Annotated in this window: 20 protein-coding genes; 10 read left to right on the top strand and 10 right to left on the bottom strand. The window is 61.3% G+C overall.

The window, feature by feature from the left end; genetic code table 11:
- Positions 1-354 precede the first annotated feature (354 nt).
- Genes FHT76_RS10810 through FHT76_RS10795 form a run of 4 tightly spaced genes read left to right on the top strand, consistent with a single transcriptional unit; the run spans position 355 to position 5,853 of the window.
- The gene (locus FHT76_RS10810) at positions 355-1,716 is read left to right on the top strand and encodes a TolC family outer membrane protein (protein ID WP_183859777.1); all 1,362 of its coding nucleotides are present in this window, start codon (positions 355-357) and stop codon (positions 1,714-1,716) included.
- A 19-nt stretch (positions 1,717-1,735) separates the two neighbouring features.
- Positions 1,736-3,898, top strand: coding sequence for a type I secretion system permease/ATPase (locus FHT76_RS10805; protein WP_259185589.1), 2,163 nt, complete (start codon positions 1,736-1,738; stop codon positions 3,896-3,898).
- Entirely contained in the window at positions 3,895-5,193 is a 1,299-nt protein-coding gene (locus tag FHT76_RS10800) for an HlyD family type I secretion periplasmic adaptor subunit (RefSeq protein WP_259126715.1), read from the top strand. The genes FHT76_RS10805 and FHT76_RS10800 overlap by 4 nt, the downstream gene beginning before the upstream one ends.
- Positions 5,194-5,853, top strand: a complete 660-nt coding sequence (locus FHT76_RS10795) for a ribbon-helix-helix domain-containing protein (protein ID WP_183859771.1) — start codon at positions 5,194-5,196, stop codon at positions 5,851-5,853.
- A 70-nt stretch (positions 5,854-5,923) separates the two neighbouring features.
- On the opposite strand, the gene FHT76_RS10790 is transcribed toward FHT76_RS10795, so the two are convergent.
- Complete coding sequence (locus FHT76_RS10790; protein WP_183859769.1) at positions 5,924-6,892, bottom strand: transglutaminase-like cysteine peptidase; 969 nt, start codon at positions 6,890-6,892, stop codon at positions 5,924-5,926.
- A gap of 315 nt (positions 6,893-7,207) precedes the next feature.
- On the opposite strand from FHT76_RS10790, the gene FHT76_RS10785 reads away from it, so the two are divergent.
- Positions 7,208-8,368, top strand: a complete 1,161-nt coding sequence (locus tag FHT76_RS10785) for a hypothetical protein (RefSeq protein ID WP_259185588.1) — start codon at positions 7,208-7,210, stop codon at positions 8,366-8,368.
- Positions 8,369-8,614: 246 nt separating this feature from the next.
- Here the strand turns inward: FHT76_RS10785 and FHT76_RS10780 are convergent, their stop codons facing one another.
- Both FHT76_RS10780 and FHT76_RS10775 read right to left on the bottom strand, forming a co-directional pair.
- Entirely contained in the window at positions 8,615-9,055 is a 441-nt protein-coding gene (locus tag FHT76_RS10780) for a hypothetical protein (RefSeq protein WP_183859765.1), read from the bottom strand.
- Between the two features lie 121 nt (positions 9,056-9,176).
- Positions 9,177-10,697: an ABC-F family ATP-binding cassette domain-containing protein gene (locus tag FHT76_RS10775; RefSeq protein ID WP_259126717.1), complete on the bottom strand. Its 1,521-nt coding sequence runs from the start codon at positions 10,695-10,697 to the stop codon at positions 9,177-9,179.
- Positions 10,698-11,113: 416 nt separating this feature from the next.
- Here FHT76_RS10775 and FHT76_RS10770 point away from each other — a divergent pair, with 416 nt between their 5' ends.
- Positions 11,114-11,416 carry an alkylphosphonate utilization protein gene (locus FHT76_RS10770; protein ID WP_259126719.1) on the top strand — a complete coding sequence of 101 codons (303 nt, stop codon included), beginning with the start codon at positions 11,114-11,116 and terminating at the stop codon, positions 11,414-11,416.
- A gap of 45 nt (positions 11,417-11,461) precedes the next feature.
- On the opposite strand, the gene FHT76_RS10765 is transcribed toward FHT76_RS10770, so the two are convergent.
- Positions 11,462-13,021 (bottom strand): helicase HerA-like C-terminal domain-containing protein, encoded by a 1,560-nt coding sequence (locus tag FHT76_RS10765; protein ID WP_183752015.1) that lies wholly within the window; start codon positions 13,019-13,021, stop codon positions 11,462-11,464.
- 230 nt (positions 13,022-13,251) lie between these two features.
- Between FHT76_RS10765 and FHT76_RS10760 the strand changes: the two genes are divergently transcribed.
- Positions 13,252-13,647: a hypothetical protein gene (locus FHT76_RS10760; RefSeq protein WP_259126721.1), complete on the top strand. Its 396-nt coding sequence runs from the start codon at positions 13,252-13,254 to the stop codon at positions 13,645-13,647.
- 55 nt (positions 13,648-13,702) lie between these two features.
- On the opposite strand, the gene FHT76_RS10755 is transcribed toward FHT76_RS10760, so the two are convergent.
- The 5 genes from FHT76_RS10755 to FHT76_RS10735 all read right to left on the bottom strand — a co-directional run bounded on the left by FHT76_RS10755 (position 13,703) and on the right by FHT76_RS10735 (position 17,963).
- Positions 13,703-14,134, bottom strand: coding sequence for a hypothetical protein (locus FHT76_RS10755; RefSeq protein ID WP_259126723.1), 432 nt, complete (start codon positions 14,132-14,134; stop codon positions 13,703-13,705).
- 120 nt (positions 14,135-14,254) lie between these two features.
- A complete protein-coding gene (locus FHT76_RS10750; protein ID WP_040674033.1) occupies positions 14,255-14,461 on the bottom strand; it encodes a hypothetical protein in 207 nt (68 codons plus the stop codon).
- A gap of 372 nt (positions 14,462-14,833) precedes the next feature.
- Positions 14,834-16,342: a glucose-6-phosphate dehydrogenase gene (gene zwf / locus FHT76_RS10745; RefSeq protein WP_259185587.1), complete on the bottom strand. Its 1,509-nt coding sequence runs from the start codon at positions 16,340-16,342 to the stop codon at positions 14,834-14,836.
- 133 nt (positions 16,343-16,475) lie between these two features.
- Positions 16,476-17,246, bottom strand: a complete 771-nt coding sequence (tam, locus tag FHT76_RS10740) for a trans-aconitate 2-methyltransferase (RefSeq protein WP_259126726.1) — start codon at positions 17,244-17,246, stop codon at positions 16,476-16,478.
- 249 nt (positions 17,247-17,495) lie between these two features.
- Entirely contained in the window at positions 17,496-17,963 is a 468-nt protein-coding gene (locus tag FHT76_RS10735) for a cupin domain-containing protein (RefSeq protein WP_183752007.1), read from the bottom strand.
- A gap of 237 nt (positions 17,964-18,200) precedes the next feature.
- Between FHT76_RS10735 and FHT76_RS10730 the strand changes: the two genes are divergently transcribed.
- A complete protein-coding gene (locus FHT76_RS10730) occupies positions 18,201-18,683 on the top strand; it encodes a cupin domain-containing protein (protein ID WP_183752005.1) in 483 nt (160 codons plus the stop codon).
- 141 nt (positions 18,684-18,824) lie between these two features.
- Here FHT76_RS10730 and FHT76_RS10725 read toward each other — a convergent pair whose 3' ends face one another.
- Positions 18,825-19,865, bottom strand: a complete 1,041-nt coding sequence (locus tag FHT76_RS10725) for a zinc-dependent alcohol dehydrogenase family protein (RefSeq protein ID WP_259126727.1) — start codon at positions 19,863-19,865, stop codon at positions 18,825-18,827.
- A gap of 248 nt (positions 19,866-20,113) precedes the next feature.
- Here FHT76_RS10725 and FHT76_RS10720 point away from each other — a divergent pair, with 248 nt between their 5' ends.
- The gene (locus FHT76_RS10720; RefSeq protein WP_183752001.1) at positions 20,114-21,001 is read left to right on the top strand and encodes a branched-chain amino acid aminotransferase; all 888 of its coding nucleotides are present in this window, start codon (positions 20,114-20,116) and stop codon (positions 20,999-21,001) included.
- A 111-nt stretch (positions 21,002-21,112) separates the two neighbouring features.
- Positions 21,113-22,039 (top strand): bestrophin family protein, encoded by a 927-nt coding sequence (locus FHT76_RS10715; protein WP_259185586.1) that lies wholly within the window; start codon positions 21,113-21,115, stop codon positions 22,037-22,039.
- Positions 22,040-22,060 lie beyond the last annotated feature (21 nt).

Genomic DNA, 22,060 nt, shown 5'->3' with positions numbered 1-22,060 from the left:
ACGATTGTGGCTGAAGAGTAACGCTGGCCTAGATTCATCGCGGTCATGTCCGTTTGAAAGTAGTACCAGATAAACAGGTCCGGGCAAAACCCCCGTTAAAAAATCCTGTAAAATTCTTGCTTTAGGCAGTTGTCCACCGCGATTAACTGTTTTGGGACGAATGCTCGCGGTCGTAATTGGAATGTGGAAAGATTGGTGTTACTTATTTGCCGAAGAACAGTCTTTGGTATACGGGTACGCCGTGTGAATCTTTGATGTTGAGGGGCATCGATCTTGTTTAAGGCCAAAAGAATTTTTGCAGCATTGTCTGCGACGGTTGCTTTAAGTTTTTCGTTTTATGCTGATGCCAATGCAATGTCTCTGCAGCAGGCCATCGAAAAGACGATGAAAACGAACCCGCAGATCTTGCAGGCTGCGAAGGATCGTGAAGCTGTCGAGTTTGAACTGCGCCAGGCGCGTGGTCTATACTTGCCTTCCGTAGATCTGGAGAGCGGGATCGGGCGACGTCGCTTGTCGAACGCCAGCTCCGGGTCGCTGCGAGATGATAGTGACTATCTGTCTCCGGGCGATGTTGGTCTGACGATCTCGCAGACACTATACGATGGTGGCAGCCGTCGCGCTCAGGTGCAGCAGCAGGCCTCGCGCGTCGATGGCGCTTCCTTTCGGGTCCTCGAACGCTCTGAGTCGCTCGCCCTCGAAGTGACGCAGGACTACCTGGAATACGTGCTCCAGAACCAGATCGTTGCAGCTGCAAAGCAGAACGTTGCCTTCCACTCGCAGATGGTCGGCGATATCGACGAGAGCATCAAGGGCGGCGCCCTGACGGATGCCGACCGCCTCCAGGGCAGCGAGCGTCTGCAGGCCGCCAAGGCGCGCCTGCGCGAAGCGCTGGAAGAGCTGGAGCAGACGAAGATCCGCTTCCTCCAGGTCGTCGGCGAGCCGATCACCAATACGCAGACGCCGCCATCGGTCGCCAAGTACGTTCCGAAGACACTGAACGATGCGGTGTTCGTCGCCGCCAAGAACAGTCCGCGCATCTATTCGGCCAATGCTGATGTCGATGCGGCCGATGCCGGCGTTCGCGGCGCGCGCGCCAACTACATGCCGAAGGTCAACCTCGAAGGCACTGCCCGCGTCGGCAACGATATCGACGGCGACGAAGGCAACACCAACGACTATCAGGTTCGCGTCGTTGCCCGTTGGAACCTTTATCGCGGCGGCATCGATGTTGCTCGCGAGCAGGAGCAGATTCGCCGTGCCGGCGAGCAGCGTTACAATCTCGCCCAGGTGCAGCGCGAAGTCGAAGAGTCGGTCCGCTCTGCCTGGAATGAGCGCGTCAGCCGTGGCGAGCTCTCCGGTATCCTCAACAAGCAGGCCTCGATCAACAACCAGCTTGTCGGTTCCTATCGCGAGCAGTTCAAGGTCGGCCAGCGTTCGCTGCTCGACGTGCTCGATGCGCAGAACACCCGCTTCAACACACAGGTTCTCGCCGATACCGCGCGCGTCGCGTCGCAGTTTGCCGAGTACAAGATCCTGGCGGCCTCGGGCAATCTGCTTCAGACGATGAAGCTGAAGCCGGTCGAGCAGTCCAAACCTTATGCGCGGGAAGAGTTTGTTGTCCCCGCGGGCGTCGCGAATCCCGGATACGTCGAGCTTGATTCTCATCAGAAAGCCGGCATGCCCCTGGACCTCCTAGCGCCAATTCGACAGCAGTAGTCGACATGGCCATGGAACAATGCTGAACGTAGCGCTCGAGACCTCCAGCAGCACACCGCTGCAGACATTCAAAGCCGCATTCAAGTCCGTGGCTGCGTTCTATGGCCGACCAAGCTCCGACACGGTCCTCTTCTCCGGTCTTCCGGATGAGGTGACCGAGTCGCTTGAGCTGGATGATGTCGAGCGCATGGCCGAGCGCATCGGCTTGCAGGTGATCAAGCATCAGGAGCGTGAATGCCGCCAGGGCAATTTCGATTGCCCGGCGATCGTCGCCTTTGCGGATGGCAGCGTGCTGCCGCTGCTTGAGATCGCCGAGGACGGCTCCTATGTCACGGATATCGTTCCGATTGCCGGCAACGCGATCCGCCTGACGCGGGAAGAATTTCTGGCGCTGAAGCCGCAACTGGCCTTTGCCTTTACGCTCTACTATCAGAACGCCTCGGAAGAGGCGCTCGTCGGCAATGCCGTCGAGATCGAGAAGCGGCATTGGCTGGCGACGACGCTTGCGCCGTACTGGCGCACCTATGTCCGCGTCATGGTCGCGGCGCTGTTCATCAACCTGATCGCGCTCGGATCGCCGCTCTTTACCATGAACGTCTACGATCGGGTGCTGCCGAACAAGGCGATCCCGACGCTTTGGGTGTTGGCCGCTGGCATCTCGCTCGCCTATATCTTTGACTTCCTGCTGAAAACCGCACGCTCCTCGTTGATCGATTATGCGGGACGCAAGGCGGACCTGCGCCTCTCGCAGCTGCTCTTCGACAAGGTGCTCAATTCGACGCTCGCTTCGCGGCCGATGTCGACGGGCGAATATGCCAACCGCGTGACGCAATATGAGTTCGTCCGCGAGTTCTTCACGTCGAATACCATCGGCGTGCTGATCGACAGCCTGTTCGTCTTCATCTTTCTCGGCGTCATTTATCTGATCGCCGGCTGGCTTGTGGTTATCCCGGCCGTGGCGTTCGTCTTGTCGGTTGTCATCGGCCTCTATGCGCAAGCAGCGATTGGCAAGCGCATGGCGACCGCCGCCAACGAGGCATCGCGCCGCCAGTCGCTGTTGGTGGAGACGATTTCGACGATCGAGACGCTGAAGAGCCTGCGCGCCGAAGCGACGATGCTACGCCGTTGGCAGGAGCTCACCAAGTATTCGAGCCGCACCAGCGAGGATATCAAGCATATCTCGACGAATGCGATCAACCTGACGATGTTCATCCAGCAGATGGTGAGCGTCCTGATCGTGATTGCCGGCACCTACGAGTTTTCGGAGGGGCGGATTGCCATGGGCGCGATCGTCGCGACGGTCATGCTGGCGAGCCGCGCCGGCGCGCCGCTCGGCCAGATCGCCATGACGCTGGCGCGCTTCCGCCAGGCTACGATGTCACTGCGCATCCTCGACAAGATCATGGAGCAGCCCGACGACCGCCCGTCGACTGTCGGCTTCGTCAACCGGGAGATCACCCGCGGCGCCTTCAGTTTCCAGGACGTGTCGTTCCAGTATCCGGGCTCGGACTATCCGGTCATCAACAAGCTGTCCTTTACCGTGAAGCCCGGCGAGCGGATCGGCATCATCGGCCGCATCGGCTCGGGCAAGACCACTCTCGGTCGCTTGCTCGACGGGCTGTTTTGCCCTTCGGGCGGTCGCGTGCTGATCGACGGCGTCGACATCCGTCAGTATCACATGGCCGAGGTTCGCTCGGCGGTCGCCGTGGCTGGCCAGTCTTCCGATCTCTTTTCTGGAACGGTGAAGGAAAACCTCCTTATCGGGCGTGCCGACGCAACCGACGAGGACCTCCTCGAGGTCGCTCGCATGACCGGCGTCGACGAGTTTGTCGGCAACCATCCCCGCGGCTTCGATATGCCGGTCGGCGAACGCGGCACGAACCTGTCGAGCGGCCAGAAGCAGGCGCTGACGATCGCTCGTCTGCTGCTCACGAAACCGAAGATCGTGTTTCTCGACGAGCCGTCCGGCGCCATGGATCTGGCCACCGAGCGCAACCTGATTGCGCGCCTGTCGCAGGCGATCAGCCGCGACACCACACTTCTGATTGCCACCCATCGCTACAGCATGCTTGAGCTTGTCGATCGCCTGATCGTCGTCGACAAGGGCCGGATAATCGCCGACGGGCCGAAGAATACGGTCATCGAAGCCATGCAGCGTAAGCCAGCGGGGGCGCAGCCATGAGCCTCGCAAGCAATCGCCACGACAATCCTCCGCTTCTCGCCCGCGGCATTCTGGCATTGGTGGCTCTCGTCATTGCGAGCTTCATCGCTTGGGCGGCAATCGCTGACATCAACGAGATCGCCCGCGGTGAGGGCAAGGTCATTCCGGTGTCCAAGACCCAGATCATCCAGTCCTCGGAGCCCGGCGTCGTCCAGCAGATCGCCGTCGTCCTCGGTCAGGTGGTTCGCAAAGGCCAGCTGCTCGTTCAACTCGACAACACCACAACGACATCCACGCTTGGCGAGTCCGTTGCCAAGGCGCGGGCTCTGGGTGCCAAGGTTGCACGGCTGAAGCTCGAGGAGGCCGGCCAATACGACGCCGCGTTCGTCTGCCCCGAAGAAATCATGTCGGTCGCCAAGGACGTCTGCAGCAACGAGGAGAAGCTCTTCGCCGCTGATCGCGCGAGTTACCAGAACAAGCTCGGGGTGTTGCAGGAACGCGTCCGCCAGCGCGAGAACGAACTGAGCGAAGCGCACGCCAATATCGATCGGCTGGAGCAGAATATCGAAGGAGCGCAGCGCCAATACGACCTCATTCATCCGTTGGCCCAGAAAAAGCTGGTCGCCCAGACGGAAGTGCTGAAGACCGAGCGCGATCTCACCGATCAGCAAGGCCAGCTCAAGGTCTACCAGGAAAGCATAGACCGCCTGCAGGCCGCGGTGCAGGAAGCCAAGCTGCAGCTCGGCGATCTTGCCCTCGAACTGCGCCAGCAGGCGCTGACGGACAAGGCGCAGGCGCTGGCCGAACTCTCCGTCGTCGACGAGACGATCCGCGGCGCGTCCGACCGCGTCAAGCGCACCGATATCCGCTCGCCGGTCGACGGCATTGTCAACACGCTCGAGGTCAATACCATCGGCGCCTACGTCGATCCGGGCCGCGTCATCGCTGGCATCGTGCCGACCGCTGATACGCTGCTCGTTGAAGCGAAGATTTCGCCGCGCGATGTCGCCTTCGTGCGCCGCGGCCAGCCGGCCGTCGTCAAGATCACCGCCTATGACTTCTCGATCTTCGGCGGCCTCGAGGGCATCGTCGAGAACATCTCTGCCGATAGTCTTGTGGAGAAGGAAAAGGGCGAGACCTACTATCTGGTGCAGGTCAAGACCGACAAGTCCGCCCTGGAGCGCAACGGCAAGTCCTACCCGATCATCCCCGGCATGGTCGCATCGGTCGAGATCATGACCGGCAACAAGACGGTGCTGAGCTACCTGATGAAACCGATCAACAAGGCGCGCAGCGAAGCGCTGACGGAGCGATAGATGTTGATCGTCAAGCCAAGCAGCAATGCCCTCTCCAAACTCGAGCCGATTGAAGAGCCATTGCCTGCCATCGCCGCCGACGAGATCGAGCCGCGCTTCCGGGCGGTCGTCGGTCGGGGCGGCGAGCGTCGCGGCATCCGTCTCGAGGGGATCTACTGGGATGGCCTCGGCCGCATGTCGTCGGCGGGCAAGATGAGCACTGCCGACCTCGTGCACTACACCGCCTCGCAGATGCCGGAGTCCGGAAACCTTGCGTCGCTGCTGCGTGTGCTCAGCTTCAAATGGGCGCTGCGTCGGCTGGATACAGTCGAGGACGCCTCATCGATGGCTAACGTCAACGCCATCATTCAGGCGTCGCCGTCGCCGACAATCCTGCTGACCCAGGAAAAGAAGATCCAGCTCTTCAACGATCCCTTCCTGACCATGCTCCGCCAGCGCCTGCCGCTTGGCGATGCGGCGCAGTTGACGAAGACCTTGCGGTTCTCGATCGATACACAGATCGACGAGGCGATCGCCACGCTTTATCGCAACAGAGGCAGGACACTGAACACCGGCTTCACGATTGCCGTCGGAGCGGCCTCGATGAAAGGCCAGATCAATCTGGCTCTCGCACCGACGCACGAGAAGCCGATGCTGATTGGCTACGTCTCGCGCTACTGATCGCTAAATGCGGACATGGAAAAGGCGGCTGAAATTCAGCCGCCTTTCCGGTGCCCCAGCCATGGTTACTTCAGAACGCCATGCCTTCGCCCGGAGCGATCTTTTCCAACGGCATGGCCGAAGCCACTTGCTTGGCGCCGGTGCGCGTTCCGTGGAGGTAGCCCTTGCCGTCCGCGATCGAATAGAGCGGAACGTAGTCAGGCAGTTTCGTGTCCGGCAGCACCTCGTCACGCATGTTGTCGAGGATGAAGCGGTTGTCGTTGACCGCGACGGAAAGTACCGCGTGGTAGAAGTGACGCCTCTGATCAAAAAGGACGACAACGGACATGTCCTTGAGGTCGACGCCTTCGGCATGCAGAGCAGCCATCTTCAGGATCGCAAAGTCTTCGCAATCGCCCTGCTGGCGCGAGAGGGTTTCGGCCGGCGTCGCCCAGTAATCGGCCACCTTGTAGGTGTCGATGTCGCGGCTGTAGCGGATCGTGTGGTTGATGGTGACGTTGACCGCGTTCAACTTGTCGCGGATAGAGGACTGCGACGTCTTGGCAAAGGCAACCTTGATCGCCGTCGTCGTTTCGGAGCATTGAGCCGCGTTGCAGTCGATGGCGGTCCCATCAGTCATTTCCGACAGCGAAGGTGCGAATTTCTTTAATGCGGCGAGCCGCTTGAAAGGGATGGCGACGGTTCCGAACGCGGCAGTGCCGGTTGGCGCGGCAATCGTCGCGCGCGCGACCGGCTGTTCCGGCGCGACGCTCTCCTTGACCCAGCGGGCTGGCTCGGGCTGCAGCGTTCGGGTCAGTGCGGCCACATCGATGGCGGCGATGGTCTTTGCGATATCGTTCGTCGCCAGGCTGACGAGGCTGGCAACACTGCCAAAGGTCAGCGCGCGCGCCGCATCGGCCGCGAAATCGGCGGTGTACATCGCGCCCGAAATCTGTGGCGAAGGCAGGACCGACGCGCCGGAAAGACTCGGTGCAACACTGGCCGCAAATGCAGCCAGAGTAAAAGCGGCAATGTTGTTTGTTTTTATACTGCGCTTCATGAAGTCGTCGCCTCTTCTTGGGTGAGGACAACGTACAAAACAGCTATAAAAATCAGGTATTTAAGCGTAGATAAGGTTGGGATAAATTATCCGTTCAAAAGAACATAAAAGTTTAGTGTGTCCATCAACCAAGTTTGGGCGAAGGGTTTGCTTTCGCGGGTCGCTTGTGCAGATATGAACCCCTGCCAAAAGGCCGGAAAAGGCCGTGATTGAGAGAGTGGGGAAACGGTGAAGGTGCATTCGATCGAGCAGGCGCAACGCGCGCATGGTTTACGCGCGGCACGGCGAGCGCCGCCTCAGGAAGGCGCCGGCCCCTTGAAACTGATCAAATCCGTCCTCGCGGTGTCGATCGTCGTCGCCTGCGGTGCGCTCTTGGGATGCCAGTCCGACGTCGATGGCATCGCCAAGAACGTCAAGACTAATGACATCAAGGCACCTTCGAGCGAGGTTGATGAGAGCTTTGGCGAAACCGGAGCGGAAATCACGCTGCTGCTGCCGAGGGGCACGGCGGGTATTTATGAGGGCACTGCGCGTGACGTGCGTGACGGCGCCGGCCTCGGCGTCGGCGAACTCGGCGGCAACCAGGTCTTTGTGAAGGTCGTCGACGTAGCCTCCGGCGCGCCTGCCGCCGCGACGGCCGTGAGCGCCGCCAAGGCGCGTGGTTCTGTGCTTCTCGTTAGCTATGCATCGCCGGCCGTCACCGCGGCTGTCGCCGCGATCCCTGCCGATCAGCGGCCGCCTTTGCTCAACCTCGGCGCGCCCGTGCCGCCAACATCGGGAAATGTCTACAACTTCATTTCCGATGAGATCGACAGCGCCATCGAGGGTGTGCGGGCAGCCGCTGTCAGCGGCCACAAGAAGGTGGTGGTTTTTGCGCAGACTGATTTTCCGGCTGCAGGCGAGGAACGTCTGGCAAGCGCCATCCGCGCCGGCGGCGGCACATATCTGGGGCTCACCCGTTACGATCTGACCGATGCTGCGGCTGCGGACGCCGTCAAAAGGAGCGCTGCCAACCTCCAGAATGCCGACACCGTGCTCGTCCTGGGCAAGACGGTCATCACGACGACCATTGCCGGCGCCGTAAAGGCGAGTGGCAAGACGAACGTGACCTTCGTCGGCACCAATGCCTGGCCGCCGCAGACACACTCGAATCCCTCCGTCGCCGGCACCGTGATCGCCATGGTCGAGCCCGAGGGCACGACGATGATCGCCGAGCGCTATCAGCGTCACTACAAGCGGACGCTCTCCACCGATGCGGCTTACGGCTATGACGCCGTGGCGGTCGCCTCGGGCATCGTCCGGACAAAGGGGCCGGAAGGGGTGAACGCGCAGAACCTGACCAGCAAAGTCGGATTCCGCGGCGTGACCGGTCTCTTCCGACTGATGCCAACCGGCACCGTGGAGCGGAAGATGAGCCTCTATTCCCTCAGCGGCGGCAAGCTCACCTTGCTCGGCGCCACGCCGGCCTCGTTCTGATAGCCGCATTCCTGGGTCATCAATCCAAGGATAAATCCGCTATCATCCGGCGTCCGCGCATCGAGAATAGGCCGGCAGGTGCGTATCCTTTGCCCGGCATAACGGTAGGCTTTCGCACGCCAGCCCCTCCTGAGAGGCGGCCGATCGCCCGAGAATCCAGCCCTCACGGAGATTCCCGCCACCGTCACCTATCAAATAGGAGTCAGGGCACGAATTCACGTCTAACGGCCAGACTTGCGTTTGCTCTCACTTGGCGGCCTCGTCGGCGCCAAGCAGGTAGCCTCCGTCCCAGTGATAGATTTGCTTGTCGTCGACGGTCACCTTGACGACCGCCTGGAAACCGGCGAGCGTTCCGCTACCGGCATGAAACGCACAGGTTCCCTGCATCGGGCTGGCGGTGTCGTAGGTGACGCAGTACCCGACCGCCGTGTCTCCGTTTCCGACGGCAATAACCGCCGTGCTACTGCCGAAAAGAGGGCTACCGGTCACCGGCCCATAGTACAAGATCTTGGTGCCCGCCGGGATCGCCGCGAGGTTCGATTCCGTAATCGTGCAGAAGCTCGGCGTCTGGCCGGTGTACTGGCTACATTCCTTGGAAATCTTCAGCGGTTGCATAGCCGGTGCGGCGGACGCCACGGAAGCCAGTGCCAGGATGGCGCCAGCCGACAGGATCAACAGTCTGCTCATTGCCTTGTCCCCCAGTCGAATGACTGTCGAAAATTGTACTCTCTATCGCCTCTCCTCGCAATTCGCCGCTGGGCGAGGGTTGCCATGCCTCGCCACCGCCTTCTTGCAACGAGCCTGTACGCTAAGGCCGTGCAGCCGCAAAGAAGGGCTCCGGGCTTTCCACTTCGATCAGCCGTCGGCGTTCGATCTGCCAGAACCGGTTGCCGATGGCGCGCACGAAGCTGCGGTCGTGGGAAACCACGAGGCAGCTCGCCTGATGGGCCATCAGTTCGCCCTCCAGCGCTTCCTGTCCGTCGATGTCGAGATGGTTGGTAGGCTCGTCGAGCAGATAGAAGTTCGGCTCCGCCAACCGCAGGACCAGCATGCCGAGCCGCGCCTTCTGGCCGCCCGAAAGCCGCCCGACCGGACGCGCCTGCATGTCGATGCTCATACCGGCGCCCGCCAGCAACCCGCGAGCCCGCTGGTCGCCGACATCGAAGCGGCGAATGATCGTCTCCATCGGCGTATCGCTGTCTTTCAAGTCGGCAAGCGCCTGGTCGCTATAGCCGAGCACCAATGAAGGGGTGGCCTTGATGCCGTCCTGTGCCGTCTCTGCGTTGGCGATCGCTTTCCGAAGCATCGCGATCAGCCGCGATTTGCCGGCGTCGTTCTCTCCAAGCAGGACGATCCGGTCGCCCTGGCAGATGAACTGCTTGCCGGTGCGGAAGAGCGCAATGCCATCCGGGGTACGGACCTCCGCGTCGTCGAGTGTCACAAGCACCTTGGCATGCGTGCCGCGGTTGGCGAGCCTGATTGCACCCGCCGATCGCTCGAGGTGAGCGGGCTTGGCCGCATCCTCCAGCTTATCGGCGCGCTGCTTCAACTGCTTGGTCTTGACAACCAGCAGGTCGCTGCCGGAGTTGATGCCGATATTGTTGAGCTTCGCCGCCTGCTTGCGCAGTTGCTCGGCCGTCTTCATGTCGCGCTCGTAGCGCCTCCGGTCGGCCGCATCCACTTCGTCCAATGCGGCCCGCGCCCGGCTGTAGGGCAGGGAGAAGACCTGCGACTGCTCCGGCCGCAGGAACAGCGTACGATTGGTGACGGCATCGAGAAAGGCGCGGTCGTGACTGGAGATGATCACAGGCACATCGCGGGGCAGGGCATTCAGCCAATCCTCAAGGGCGGCAATCTTGGCGAGATCGAGGTGGTTCGTCGGTTCGTCGAGCAGCAGCGCATCCGGCTCCATCACCCAAGTCCGCGCCAGCATCGCCAGTCGCTGCCAGCCGCCGCTAAGCTGCCCGACCGGCTGGCTGCGCAAGGCTTCCGGGACATCGAGAGAATCGAGCACGATGTCGACGCGCCAGCTTTCGTTCGCCTGCTGATCTGCCGGCAGCGCCTGCAGGACAGCATCGTGGAAAGCTACATCAAGCAGCTTGGCCGGCACGTCCTGCTCGACATAGCCGATCGTCAGCCCGCGCGAGCGCGTGATGTCGCCTTGGGTTGCCTCCAGTGCCCCCGAGATGCAGCGGAGCAGGGTAGACTTGCCGCGGCCGTTGGCAGCGACGAGTCCGAGACGGTCGCCGGGATTGATGACGAGGTCGAGTTTGGCGAAAAGCGGTGCGCTAAGTGTGACGCCGAGATTGCGGATATTGATAAGGGTCATGATCTTGCTCTGGTCTTGCCGAACGATCACACGAGCGAGGGCGTGCAGCCGTCATCGCGTGCGTGTGCTCAAGCTCGGTGGATGAGGAATTGCAGACGAGCCGAATGCCCGAACTGCTGCCACGAGAGGCAGACCAGGAAGAAAGTTTGTGAGAAACGGTCTCTGGTCAGCCCTGCAAACGCATTTGCAGGGCGTTGACGGGGCCACGTTGCCGGTTGAACCGGAAATAGTAATTTTGCACGCGACCCTCCTTTCTCTTTGAGTGCATAGGCGAAATACCATCCGGCAGGAAAAAATGCAATCGAGGCGGTTGTATCCGGGCCTTCAGTAGGCGGACGCAGGCCAACTTGCGCAAGGCGGCTTGGTTGTTGTAAGCGGCCCCGACAGGTAAAATTCTGAACTCCAGGAGAAGCGCCATGGCAGGCGGTGACGACGAATACGTCTATGACGAAGTGACGGGTGAATGGCGTCCGGCTTCCGAATTGGCCGCCGCAGGGCAGGGAAATACCGAGGTCCGGGACGCTTCCGGAAACGTCCTTAGGGGTGGCGACTCCGTTACCCTCATCAAGGATCTCAAGGTGAAGGGCGCCAATCAGACCCTGAAGCAGGGCACGGTCATCAAGTCGATCAGGCTGACGGACAATCCTGAAGAGATCGATTGCCGCCACGACGCCATCAAGGGCCTTGTGCTGCGCACGGAATTTGTCCGCAAGCGCTAGGTGGTGTGCCCGTCGTCGGGCGGAAGGGCGATAACGCCCTTTCCCTCAGCGCTTCAAGCTGCCGAGAATACCGCGCACCAGCGCCCGACCGACCTGTGTCGCCACCGTCCGGGCAACGCTTTTCATCGCGGCTTCCACGACCGTTTCACGCTGATAGCCGGAGGAGCGGGCGCGACCCTGGCTCTTGGCCTGCGGCTCGTTGTCGTCGTCACCGAAGCCCGGCAGGGTCCAGCGACCCGAGGCGCTGCCCTCGGTCGGCTCTGTCGGCTGCACCTGCTTGGCGGCATCGGAGTCCGACGCCTTCTTCGCGCGTGCCGCCAGAATCTCGAAGGCGGACTCGCGATCGAGGTCTTCATCATAGACGCCGAGCACCGGGCTCCTGTCCATGACCTGCTGACGCTCCGCATCAGTCAGCGGACCGACACGTCCGGACGGCGGGCGGACCAGGGTCCGCTCGACGATCGAGGGCGAGCCCTTTGCCTCCAGCGTCGACACCAGCGCCTCTCCGGTGCCGAGCGTGGTGATGACGGTGGCGCAGTCGAAGGCAGGGTTGGGGCGGAAAGTATCGGCAGCGGTCTTCACCGCCTTCTGCTCGCGCGGCGAATAGGCGCGCAACGCGTGCTGCACCCGGTTGCCAAGCTGCGCGAGCACCGTTTCCGGCACATCGAGCGGATTCTGCGTCACGAAATAGACGCCGACGCCCTTCGAACGAATGAGGCGAACGACCTGCTCGACACGCTCCAGCAGCACCTTCGGCGCGTCGTTGAAGAGCAAGTGTGCCTCGTCAAAAAAGAAGACGAGGTTCGGCTTCTCGGGATCGCCCACTTCAGGCAACTCCTCGAAGAGTTCGGAAAGCAGCCACAGCAGGAAGGTCGCGTAGAGCCGTGGGTTCATCATCAGCTTGTCGGCTGCAAGCACTGAGATCTGGCCGTAGCCGCGGTTGTTGGTCCGCATGATGTCGGTGATCTTCAGCGCCGGCTCTCCAAAGAAATGCTCGGCGCCCTGTTGCTCCAGCACCAGCATCGCGCGCTGGATCGAGGCGACCGACGCCTTCGAGATCAGGCCGAACTTGCTGGAGAGTTCCGTCGCGTTCTCTGCCATGTAGTTGAGTAGCGAGGAGAAGTCCTTGAGGTCGAGCAGCGGCAGGCCGCCCTGGTCGGCGATCTTGAACGCAATGTTGATGACGCCTTCCTGCGGCTCGGAGGCATCCATCAGCCGGGCGAGCAGCAGCGGTCCCATCTCGGCGATGGTGGTGCGGACACGGTGGCCCTTCTCGCCGAACAGGTCCCAGAAGATGACCGGGAACTGGTCGAACTCGTAGTCGTCGAAGCCGATCTGCTCGGCGCGCTTGGTCAGAAAATCCTTCGGCTCGCCCTTGGCGGCGATACCGGAAAGGTCGCCCTTGATGTCGGCGCAGAAGACCGGCACGCCGGCCCTCGAGAACCCCTCGGCAAGCACCTGCAGCGTCACCGTCTTGCCGGTGCCGGTCGCGCCCGTCACCAAGCCGTGGCGGTTCCCGAACTTCAGGTCGAGATATTCCGGCTTGTTGATGCTGTCATCGGGATTGCGGCTGACGCCGACGAAAATCTTGCCATCCTCGAGCATTTCGAAAATTCTCCCTGCGGCTGTCGGCGCCGATTGCGTCAAAATGCGGAGCAACGTTTCCGCACGGTCATTGTAATATCGTTTGCCTGTTATAAGCAGGGAGCCCGGTGCGGACAACTGTCTGCATTAAAAGGAAAACTAGGATAAAGCCCGCTTTCGTGGCAGGCGTCTTGAGTTGCCCCGAAAGTTCGATTAACGTTGACGTTAACGTCAAAAATAGGAGGCTGACAATGAATGAAATCGTAGACCAGATCGCCGCGCGTGTGGGCATCCCCTCAGAGGTGGCCGAAAAGGCGCTCGGCATGATGCTCGGCTTCCTGCAGCGCGAAGCGGCGGACGGTCCGGTCGCCAAGATGATCGAAGCCATTCCGGGCGCCTCCGACCTCGTTGCCAAATACAACGGCGAGGGCGCGACTGGCGGCGGCGGCATCCTCGGCAGCATCATGGGCGCTCTCGGCGGTGGCGGCATCATGGCGCTCGGCCAGCAGCTGATGTCGGAAGGCCTCGGCATGGGCGAGATCACCACGCTTGCCAAGGAAACCATCGCGATTGCCGAGCAGCATGCCGGCAAGGAAGTGGTTGACGAGGTTGTCGGCTCGGTTCCCGGTCTCAGCCAGTTCGTCTAAGCGGACGAGTCAAGCTTTCAGCGGGCGGGCCTGGCCCGCCCGCTTGCTTTTGTGGCTACGGCGTTATGCCGAGCAAGGTGAGCCAGTTTCGAGACTGGTCACTGGCGGCAGCGCGTCCGGTCGCGTCAAGCACATGAGGGCCGCAATAGCGCTCGACATTGCGCCGATCGGCATCGGTGATCTGAGGGTTGCGAGAGGCTGCGATGACCTCGCGCCAGGCGCAGCCAAGGACGGGCTCGACCACGATGCCGCGGTCGCAGCCGGTGCTCAGGCAAAGGGAGACTTTCCGTTGGCTTTCGATGCGGCCGCCGATCGCATCGGCGTAGAGGCCGGTCCAGTCGGCGCGGATCTGTTCGCAGCGCGCGGCCGCCCCGCTTTGACGGCAACTAACCTTCGGCACATAGCTGTCCGCTGGCGCCCAGTCGGCAACCTCGGCGAGGCTGACGCATCCACAGGCAAAAAGAGCTGCGGCAATGAACTGCAACATAGGGCCCCTTTGCTTGGCGCAAGCGCAAACGAATCACACGAGACAAGCTCAAGGATTTCTTTACTTGCTAAAGGAGCACTTCTGAAGCGCCATTGTATCGGGATCGGCGAGGCAAGCGGATCAATGCTTGCTCTTCGTTTCTCTCGCCAGCTTGAGGATCACGTCGTCAGCCGCGTCGGCCAGCGCCATTGCGATTTCTGCTGCCTTCCAACCCCGTTTCTCGCCATTGCGAATGAGCTCGAAGAGGAGCGGTTCGAACTCCGACCTGCAGGTTTCCATACGCTGATCGGAAGTCGAACGATTCTTAGCCAATTGAGTATCTACCATGTCAATACCCCAAAACCCTGAGGATAGATTTAGCAAGGCCGCATAAGAGCGCAAGTAAATATATTAATCGAGCTTTAACAATTTCGACTAATATATGCTTTATTCGCCAAATGCTAGAAAAACATAAGAAGGGCCCGTCGGGGTTGGACGAGCCCCGCCTTCTTTGTCGCCGGAAAAAGCAACGCGGTCAGCAAAGGAATCTTCGTTGTGCCAGGTGAAGGGGTCAATTCATCCATATTTTGTATAGCGTACCATAAATATGTTGTCGGCGATCGCGTCTAAACATCTCTGAATCGATATTTATGCTCGCTATGCGAGAGTGGCATAGAAATGCCATTTGGTTTTACTTTAGTTGGGCGGGTATTTCTTAAGTTACTTTTGGCCTTGGTTGTGCGGCGCTTCGCCCAGCTGATGCCACTCCCGGCCATCGCGTCGGATGAGCTCGTCAGCACAGGATGGGCCGCTGCTTCCGGGCGCGTAAGCCTCCGGCGTTTCGCTGCTCTTTGCCCACATATCCAGGAAGGGTTGGACCGCCGCCCAGCCGGCTTCGATGCCGTCAGCGCGCTGGAACAGCGTCTGGTCACCGATGAAAAGGTCGTAGAGAAGCGACTCGTATCCGGTCATCTTGCCGATATCGAACTCGTCAGCATAGCGGAAGTCGAGCGAGACCGGGACGGTATCGACGGAAAGACCGGGCGACTTGATGGAGATCTCGACGCTCAACCCCTCATCCGGCTGCACCTGGATGACCATCTTGTTCGCTGGCAAATGGCGGTTGACGTCCTTCTTCCGGAACTGCGCGAACGGCACCTGCTTGAAGGTGATCACGACCTCCGTATCACGCGCCTTCAAGGCTTTGCCCGTTCTGAGGTAGAACGGCACCCCGGCCCAGCGCCAGGTGTCGACATAGAGCTTCAACGCGACATAGGTCTCGGTGTTGCTGTCCGGCGAGACATCCTTGGTCTCGCGGAATGCGGTAATGTCGCGTCCGTCGAGCGTGCCGGCCGCATAGGCGCCGCGAACCGCGTGCGAGACAGCCTCTTCCGGTGTATAGATGCGCAGGGCGCTCAGCGCCTTGCTCTTTTCGGTGCGGATTGCTTCGGCGCCGAAGCCGTTCGGGGCCTCCATCGCGATCATCGCCAGCAACTGGAACAGGTGGTTGGGAATCATGTCGCGCAGGGCGCCGGTCGCGTCATAGAATTTGCCGCGTGTTTCGACGTCGACGATCTCCGCCGCAGAAATCTGCACGTGATCGATGTAATTGTTGTTCCAGAGGGATTCGATCATCATGTTGGCGAAGCGGGCCGTCAGAATGTTCTGCACCGTTTCCTTCCCCAGGAAGTGATCGAGACGATAGACTTGGTTCTCGGAGATGTTGCTGAGGATATGCGCGTTCAACGCACGGGCGGAGGCTAGGTCGGTGCCGAAAGGTTTCTCGATCGCAATGCGCCGGAAGCATCCCTCGGCCTCGCTGGTCAGCCCATGCGCATGCAGCTTTTCGACCAGCGGTCCGAAAAACTGCGGCGGCACCGCAAAGTAGAAGGCTGCGTTGCAGCTCGTCAGGTGCTTCTTGATCTCGACGAATATGGGGTCCTGCGTGAAATCGCCTGAGCTATACGAAATGCGTTGGCGCAGCCGACGCCATGCATCGTCGGTCTCCGGCCGGATCGGTTCGCTCAGGGTGGCGAGAAAGCTGTCCAGCCGTGCCACCAAAGAGGCGTCATCGCCTGGTTCGATGCCGACGCCGAGAATCTTCAGGTCGTCGCCGACCAGCCCGCTCCGCGTCAGATTGATGATTGCCGGGATCAGCAGGCGCCGCGTCAGGTCGCCCGTGGCGCCAAAGATAACAAGGGTGGCTGGCGGAATGGGGGCGGCGTCCATAAAGCTCTCTCCTCGCTGTTTGTCACGACTATAGTGCGCGCTGGTTCGGCGGCAAGCAGGATGCCGACCGACCATTGCAAGGCGATGTCAGAGGGATCAGGCCGTACCGCCCCCAAAGATGGACGCGCCGTTGTCAGCCCTTGACGGCAACCATGAAGATCCGCGGAAAACGCAGCAAGACGCGACCGTCCGACATCTTGGGGTAGGCCTTTTCGACGCGGCCGAGATAATCTGCCAGGAATTCGTCGCGATGATCTTCGCCTGCGTGATCGAGATAAGGTCTGAGGCCCGTACCCTTCACCCATTCGACGATCGCGGCAGCATCCGCCATTGGATGATTGTAGGCGGTATGCCAGATGTCGACCCGCGCCGCCGTGGCGATCAGCCGGCTGTAGTAGGTTGAGGCCGGCGGCAGTGGCTTGCGGCGAACGCTCTTCGCCTCGAAGGCCGCCTTCCACGGGCCGGAATGAGCGGTTTCTTCCATCAGCAGATGGGTCGGCTCGGTCAGATTGTCAGGCATCTGCACGGCAAGCACGCCACCCGGCGCCAGCCCGTCCATCAGGCGATCGAAAATGTCGAGATGGTTCGGCAGCCATTGGAACACGGCGTTTGCAAAAAGAAGGTCTGCCGGTTCGCTCGGGTGCCAGGTGGCAAGATCTGCCTCGACAAAGGCCGTGCCGGGCATCCGCTTGCGCGCGGCCTCCAGCATGTTGAGATCGCTGTCCAGGCCGGAAACGCCCTCAGCGCCGAAGCGTTCGACGATCAGTTCGGTCGAATTGCCGGGACCGCAGCCGAGGTCGATGGCATGGCGCACGCGCTCGAGCGGCACTTGCGCGAGCAGATCACGCGCGGGACGCGTGCGCTCATCTTCGAATTTGACATATTGGCTGGCAGACCATGCCATGAAACGTCTCCTTGATTACGCATTCCTCGATACGCTCGACGCCGCGCGTTGTCGATGTTGCGGCGACCCCGCCTGGCGAGCTCAAGGGCAAATTTTTGCCCACGGATAGCCGGCGAAGGCGAGCGCCGAATACAGTCGAGGAAACGCGACGGGCGCAGGGGTAACGCCCGAAACCGCCATACCGTCCTCATATGACAGCAATTTTTAAGACAGGAGAGATCGCCCGAACAAGCAGCTCGGGCGTCGAGGTCATGCCGCCAGGATGGTGATGCCGTGCGCATTGGCCGCAGCCTTCATGCGTTCCATTGTCTCGGTGGAAGGTGTCGCCTTTGGCGGCTCCTGCGAACCGGCAGCTTCCAGGAAGTCCGCCATGTCGCTATCGACGATCGCCGAGAACACGGCGGCGTCAGGACCGGGATTGGAATAGGCGTGCGGCTGGTTCGCTTCGATGCGGACGATATCGCCCGCTGTCGCCTGAAATTCCTCGATGCCGTTCTCGGTCGCGCGCCGGATTGTCAGCCGGCCCTCGATGATCCGGAAGACCTCCGGGCTCGCGTGTCGGTGAAGCGGCGTCCGGCTACCCGCCGGCACGGTAATGTCGAAGATATTGAGCCAGGCTCCCTGCAGACGAGCCCGTCGCTCGATCCGATCGCCCAGCACGAAGAACACCTTCGCGCTCGCCGGGGCAGGCGCTTTCACAAATGAGTTGGACATCATGTCTCGCTTTTCTTGTTCTTGGCGGCGAGCCCGTTAGACCTTTCCGAGGTCATTGGCAACCCGCTCAAGTTCGTCGATTGGCGCTTGCAGCGCCGACCGGCATTTGGGTGGTGATCCTGTCGGTATCAAGGTGGCGCGTCGTACCGCCGCATCGCGGACCTTCCCGTCCGAGGACCCGGCGTTCACCCGGCTTTGGCCGTGTGCTATCGTGAATACAATCAGCAAGCGAGGGCGGCCATGTCCGGTTTTCGAAGTGCAGTTGTCTCTTTGCCGGGGCGCGAGCGCGTCGCTCGGACGCCCTTCGGCGCCAGGATCGTGATCCACGCCACGGCCGCCGAGACCGGTGGCGCATTCGGAATGTGGGAAACCTTCACGCCGCCCGGACAAGGCCCGGCGCCCCACACGCACACGCGCGAAACTGAAGTCTTCCGCGTCATCCGTGGCTTATACCGCATTCGATGCGGGGACGATGAGTTCGATGCTCCGCCTGGAACGGTGGTCGTTCTGCCGCCGCATGTTCAGCACAGCTGGCGGAATATCAGCGACGAGCCGGGCCAGATGTTCGGGACAGTTACGCCGGGAGGCTGCGAGCAGCTCTTTATAGACATCGAGGCGCTGAATGCCGATACGCCCGAAAAAATTGCAGTCATCGAGGCCCGCCTCGGAATTGTCAACGATGCGACGTTGGCTCTGGGTCTGGCGATTGCAAAGCGCGAATAGGCTGCGGGCGTAGACGTGGGGGCCACCCTTCAAGCGGCGGCGCTGACTTTTGCGTTGGTCTGCACGGCGCCTGGCGATCTCGTCGCGGGCGCCCCTCCACGCAGGTTCATCCGGCCGCAGAGAGCAGGGTGTACAACCAAATCAGAACTGCGTAATCACGCTGATCCCGACCCCCTCCGCACGGTCCAGCGTCATCAGGCCCGGTATCGCCTCCTCAAGTGTGATGCGCCGACCGATCAGCTTTTGCGGCGCGATCTTGCCCGACGTCAGCATCGCCAGCATCGCATCGTAGCGCCAGGCTTGCATCCCATGACTGCCGTAGATCTCCAACTCGTGGCCGATCACCTGCGCCATAGGGATCTTGGGTGTCGCATATTCGCCGAGCATCAGGCCGATCTGCACGTGCCGCCCGCGCCGGCGCAGGTTCTTGATTGAGTTGAAGCAGGTGACGGGATGGCCGAGCGCGTCGATGGAGACATGCGCGCCGCCCTTGGTGATTTCGCGCACGGCTTCCGCCACATCGACCACGTTGCTGGCATTGATCGTCGCCACGGCTCCGCATTCGCGCGCAAAAGCAAGCTTCTGATCGGAAAGATCGATGCCGATCGCGTTGGCTCCCAGCGCGCTGGCGATCATGATGGCCGAAAGCCCGACGCCGCCGCAGCCATGCACGGCAATCCATTCGCCGGGGCCGGTGCGTGCCTGGTCGGCGACCGCCCGAAATGATGTCGCGAAGCGGCAGCCGAGGCTTGCTGCGGTCGCGTCGTCGACGCTGTCAGGCAGATGCACGAGGTTGGTATCGGCGTAGTCAATCGCCACGTATTCCGCGAACGAACCCCAATGCGTGAAGCCCGGCTGGAACTGGTTGGGGCAGACCTGCTGATTGCCGGAATGGCATTCGCTGCAATGACCGCAGCCGGAAACGAAGGGGACCGTCACGCGATCGCCGACCTTGAAGCGCATGACGCCCTTGCCTGTCGCAACCACCTTGCCTGCCAACTCGTGGCCCGGCACGTGTGGGAGCCTGATATCGGGATCGTGGCCCATCCAGCCATGCCAGTCACTGCGGCAAAGCCCGGACGCTCCGACGGCGATGACGACGCCGTCCTCGCTGGGCGTCGGGTCGGGGAGGGCGCGAATTTCCGGAGCCTTCTCGAAGGCGTCGTAGAACATGGCTTTCATCGCTATCACTCCCCGTCGGTCGCAGCGTTCGCGGCGCATGATGGCACGGCGCCTGCGTTGCTTCCAATCGCGCAATCCATGATTTTCAGTGATAGACCCATCGATGGCGTTCAACAGGTCGCGCACGAATATTACTCCCTGCAAACGCTCTTCGCCATTTTCTTGCGTAGGGTTCCGGGGCGCGGATTTCTCCTTGACCGCCTCTCTGCAGGGGGATTTTGCTCTTCTGACTTTTCAAGGAGAACGCAATGGCCGTCGATACATCGCCCCGTTCAACCACCTGGACCTACGTTGACGGAGAGTGGCTTCCCGGCAATCCGCCGCTGATCGGTCCAACCTCGCACGCGATGTGGCTTGCCTCGACGGTCTTTGACGGCGCCCGGTGGTTCGATGGCATCGCGCCTGATCTCGACCTGCATTGCCAGCGCGTCAATCGCTCCGCGATCAACATGGGCCTGAAGCCGGTCAAGACAGCAGAGGAAATCGAGGCGCTGGCCTGGGAAGGCATCAAGAAGTTCGACGGCAAGACGCCGATCTACATCAAGCCGATGTACTGGGGCGAGCATGGCTCGGCCGGCAGTGTGGTCACGGTTGACGGTGAATCGACCCGCTTCGCACTTTGCCTCTTCGAAGCGCCGCTCGGCAATCATGCGCCGAATTCGCTCACCGTTTCGCCCTACCGCCGTCCATCACCGGAAACGGCGATGACGGATGCCAAGACAGGTTCGCTCTATCCGAACAGCGGTCGCGCCATTGCCGAAGCCAAGAGCCGCGGCTTCGACAACGCGTTGATGCGCGACATGAGCGGCAACGTCGCCGAAACGGCATCCTCCAACATCTTCATGGTCAGGGACGGCATCGTCTCGACCCCGATCGCCAACCGCACCTTCCTGGCCGGCGTCACCCGCGCCCGGGTCATCGGCCTCCTGCGCAAGGCGGGCTTTGAGGTCCGAGAAATGACGCTCTCCGTCGAGGATTTCATGAACGCCGACGAGATCTTCACGACCGGCAACTACTCCAAGGTCGTCGGCATCAGCCGCCTCGACGGCCGCGACTTCCAGCCGGGGCCGGTCACCCGCAAGGCGTTCGAGCTCTACATGGACTGGGCTTTCGGTCGCAGTGAAAGCGACAGCTAAGTCTGTTGTCTCGGATCTGAATGGAATGGTCGCGCTTGCCGCGGCCATTCGGTCGGCTGTAGGGAGGAAGGGCCGAGATTTCATCAATCGAACGACCGAGAAGCCCGCGTCATGATCGTGCGCCCCCGTCCCAGCCTGCTTCAGCTCTTCTTCATTCTCCGCGGCTCGATCATCAAGCAGGTCTTTCCGCAGATTCTGCTGACCGGCTTCATCTCCTCGATCGTGGTCCTTGTCCACACCGTCTGGCCCGGGGTTCTGCCGGTCTTCAACGGCGCTCCCTTCGCGCTGCTCGGTATCGCAATCTCCATCTTCCTCGGCTTCCGCAACAACGCCTGCTATGACCGCTGGTGGGAGGCGCGCAAGCAGTGGGGGCAACTGATCTTTTCGGCGCGCCACTTCGCACGGCAGACGCTGATCCTCGAAACGGGGCAGGGCGAAGCCGGTGCCGAAGCGCGCAAACGCCTCGTCACACTCGTCATCGCCTTCATTCAGTCGCTGGTGCCGCACTTACGCGCCGGCAGCGGCCGCGAAAAGGTCGAGCGCCTGCTGCCGCCCGAACTGAAAGCGCGCTATCACGCTAGCCGCACGCCGCCGGAGGCGATTTCGCTGGAAATCTCGCGAGAGCTTGCCGATCTGCGCGCCAATAGCATGCTGTCAGACATCTCCTATCAGATACTGGATAAGACGCTTGGCGAGCTGACGCTGGCGCAGGCCTCCTGTGAGCGTATCCGCTGGACGCCGGTGACATTTGGCTACACGCTGCTGCTGCACCGCACGGCGCACCTCTTCTGCCTGCTGTTGCCGTTCGGCTTCGATGATGTTCTCGGCTGGTTCATGCCGTTTGCCACCGCGCTGGTCGCCTACACCTTCTTCGGCCTAGACGCATTGGGCGACGAACTGGAAGCCCCCTTCGGCAATCAGCCGAACGCGCTGCCGATTGGCGCTCTTGCCGACACGATCGAGATCAATCTGCGCGAAGCGCTGGGAGAGACGGATCTGCCGCCTCTCCCGGTGCCGGTGGACTACCTGTTGATGTAAGCTCTGCGGCGCTTCCTCGCG

This window comes from Rhizobium sp. BK176, from assembly GCF_024808055.1.
Note: the sequence above shows the minus strand (reverse complement) of the source record. Positions and strands in the feature narration are given on the sequence as shown.

Coding starts and splice junctions, on each gene's coding strand:
- FHT76_RS10810 (WP_183859777.1), top strand. CDS start 355: ATGTCTCTGCAGCAGGCCATCGAAAAGACGATGAAAACGAACCCGCAG.
- FHT76_RS10805 (WP_259185589.1), top strand. CDS start 1,736: ATGCTGAACGTAGCGCTCGAGACCTCCAGCAGCACACCGCTGCAGACA.
- FHT76_RS10800 (WP_259126715.1), top strand. CDS start 3,895: ATGAGCCTCGCAAGCAATCGCCACGACAATCCTCCGCTTCTCGCCCGC.
- FHT76_RS10795 (WP_183859771.1), top strand. CDS start 5,194: ATGTTGATCGTCAAGCCAAGCAGCAATGCCCTCTCCAAACTCGAGCCG.
- FHT76_RS10790 (WP_183859769.1), bottom strand. CDS start 6,892: ATGAAGCGCAGTATAAAAACAAACAACATTGCCGCTTTTACTCTGGCT.
- FHT76_RS10780 (WP_183859765.1), bottom strand. CDS start 9,055: ATGAGCAGACTGTTGATCCTGTCGGCTGGCGCCATCCTGGCACTGGCT.
- FHT76_RS10775 (WP_259126717.1), bottom strand. CDS start 10,697: ATGACCCTTATCAATATCCGCAATCTCGGCGTCACACTTAGCGCACCG.
- FHT76_RS10770 (WP_259126719.1), top strand. CDS start 11,114: ATGGCAGGCGGTGACGACGAATACGTCTATGACGAAGTGACGGGTGAA.
- FHT76_RS10765 (WP_183752015.1), bottom strand. CDS start 13,021: ATGCTCGAGGATGGCAAGATTTTCGTCGGCGTCAGCCGCAATCCCGAT.
- FHT76_RS10760 (WP_259126721.1), top strand. CDS start 13,252: ATGAATGAAATCGTAGACCAGATCGCCGCGCGTGTGGGCATCCCCTCA.
- FHT76_RS10755 (WP_259126723.1), bottom strand. CDS start 14,134: ATGTTGCAGTTCATTGCCGCAGCTCTTTTTGCCTGTGGATGCGTCAGC.
- FHT76_RS10750 (WP_040674033.1), bottom strand. CDS start 14,461: ATGGTAGATACTCAATTGGCTAAGAATCGTTCGACTTCCGATCAGCGT.
- zwf (WP_259185587.1), bottom strand. CDS start 16,342: ATGGACGCCGCCCCCATTCCGCCAGCCACCCTTGTTATCTTTGGCGCC.
- tam (WP_259126726.1), bottom strand. CDS start 17,246: ATGGCATGGTCTGCCAGCCAATATGTCAAATTCGAAGATGAGCGCACG.
- FHT76_RS10735 (WP_183752007.1), bottom strand. CDS start 17,963: ATGATGTCCAACTCATTTGTGAAAGCGCCTGCCCCGGCGAGCGCGAAG.
- FHT76_RS10730 (WP_183752005.1), top strand. CDS start 18,201: ATGTCCGGTTTTCGAAGTGCAGTTGTCTCTTTGCCGGGGCGCGAGCGC.
- FHT76_RS10725 (WP_259126727.1), bottom strand. CDS start 19,865: ATGAAAGCCATGTTCTACGACGCCTTCGAGAAGGCTCCGGAAATTCGC.
- FHT76_RS10720 (WP_183752001.1), top strand. CDS start 20,114: ATGGCCGTCGATACATCGCCCCGTTCAACCACCTGGACCTACGTTGAC.
- FHT76_RS10715 (WP_259185586.1), top strand. CDS start 21,113: ATGATCGTGCGCCCCCGTCCCAGCCTGCTTCAGCTCTTCTTCATTCTC.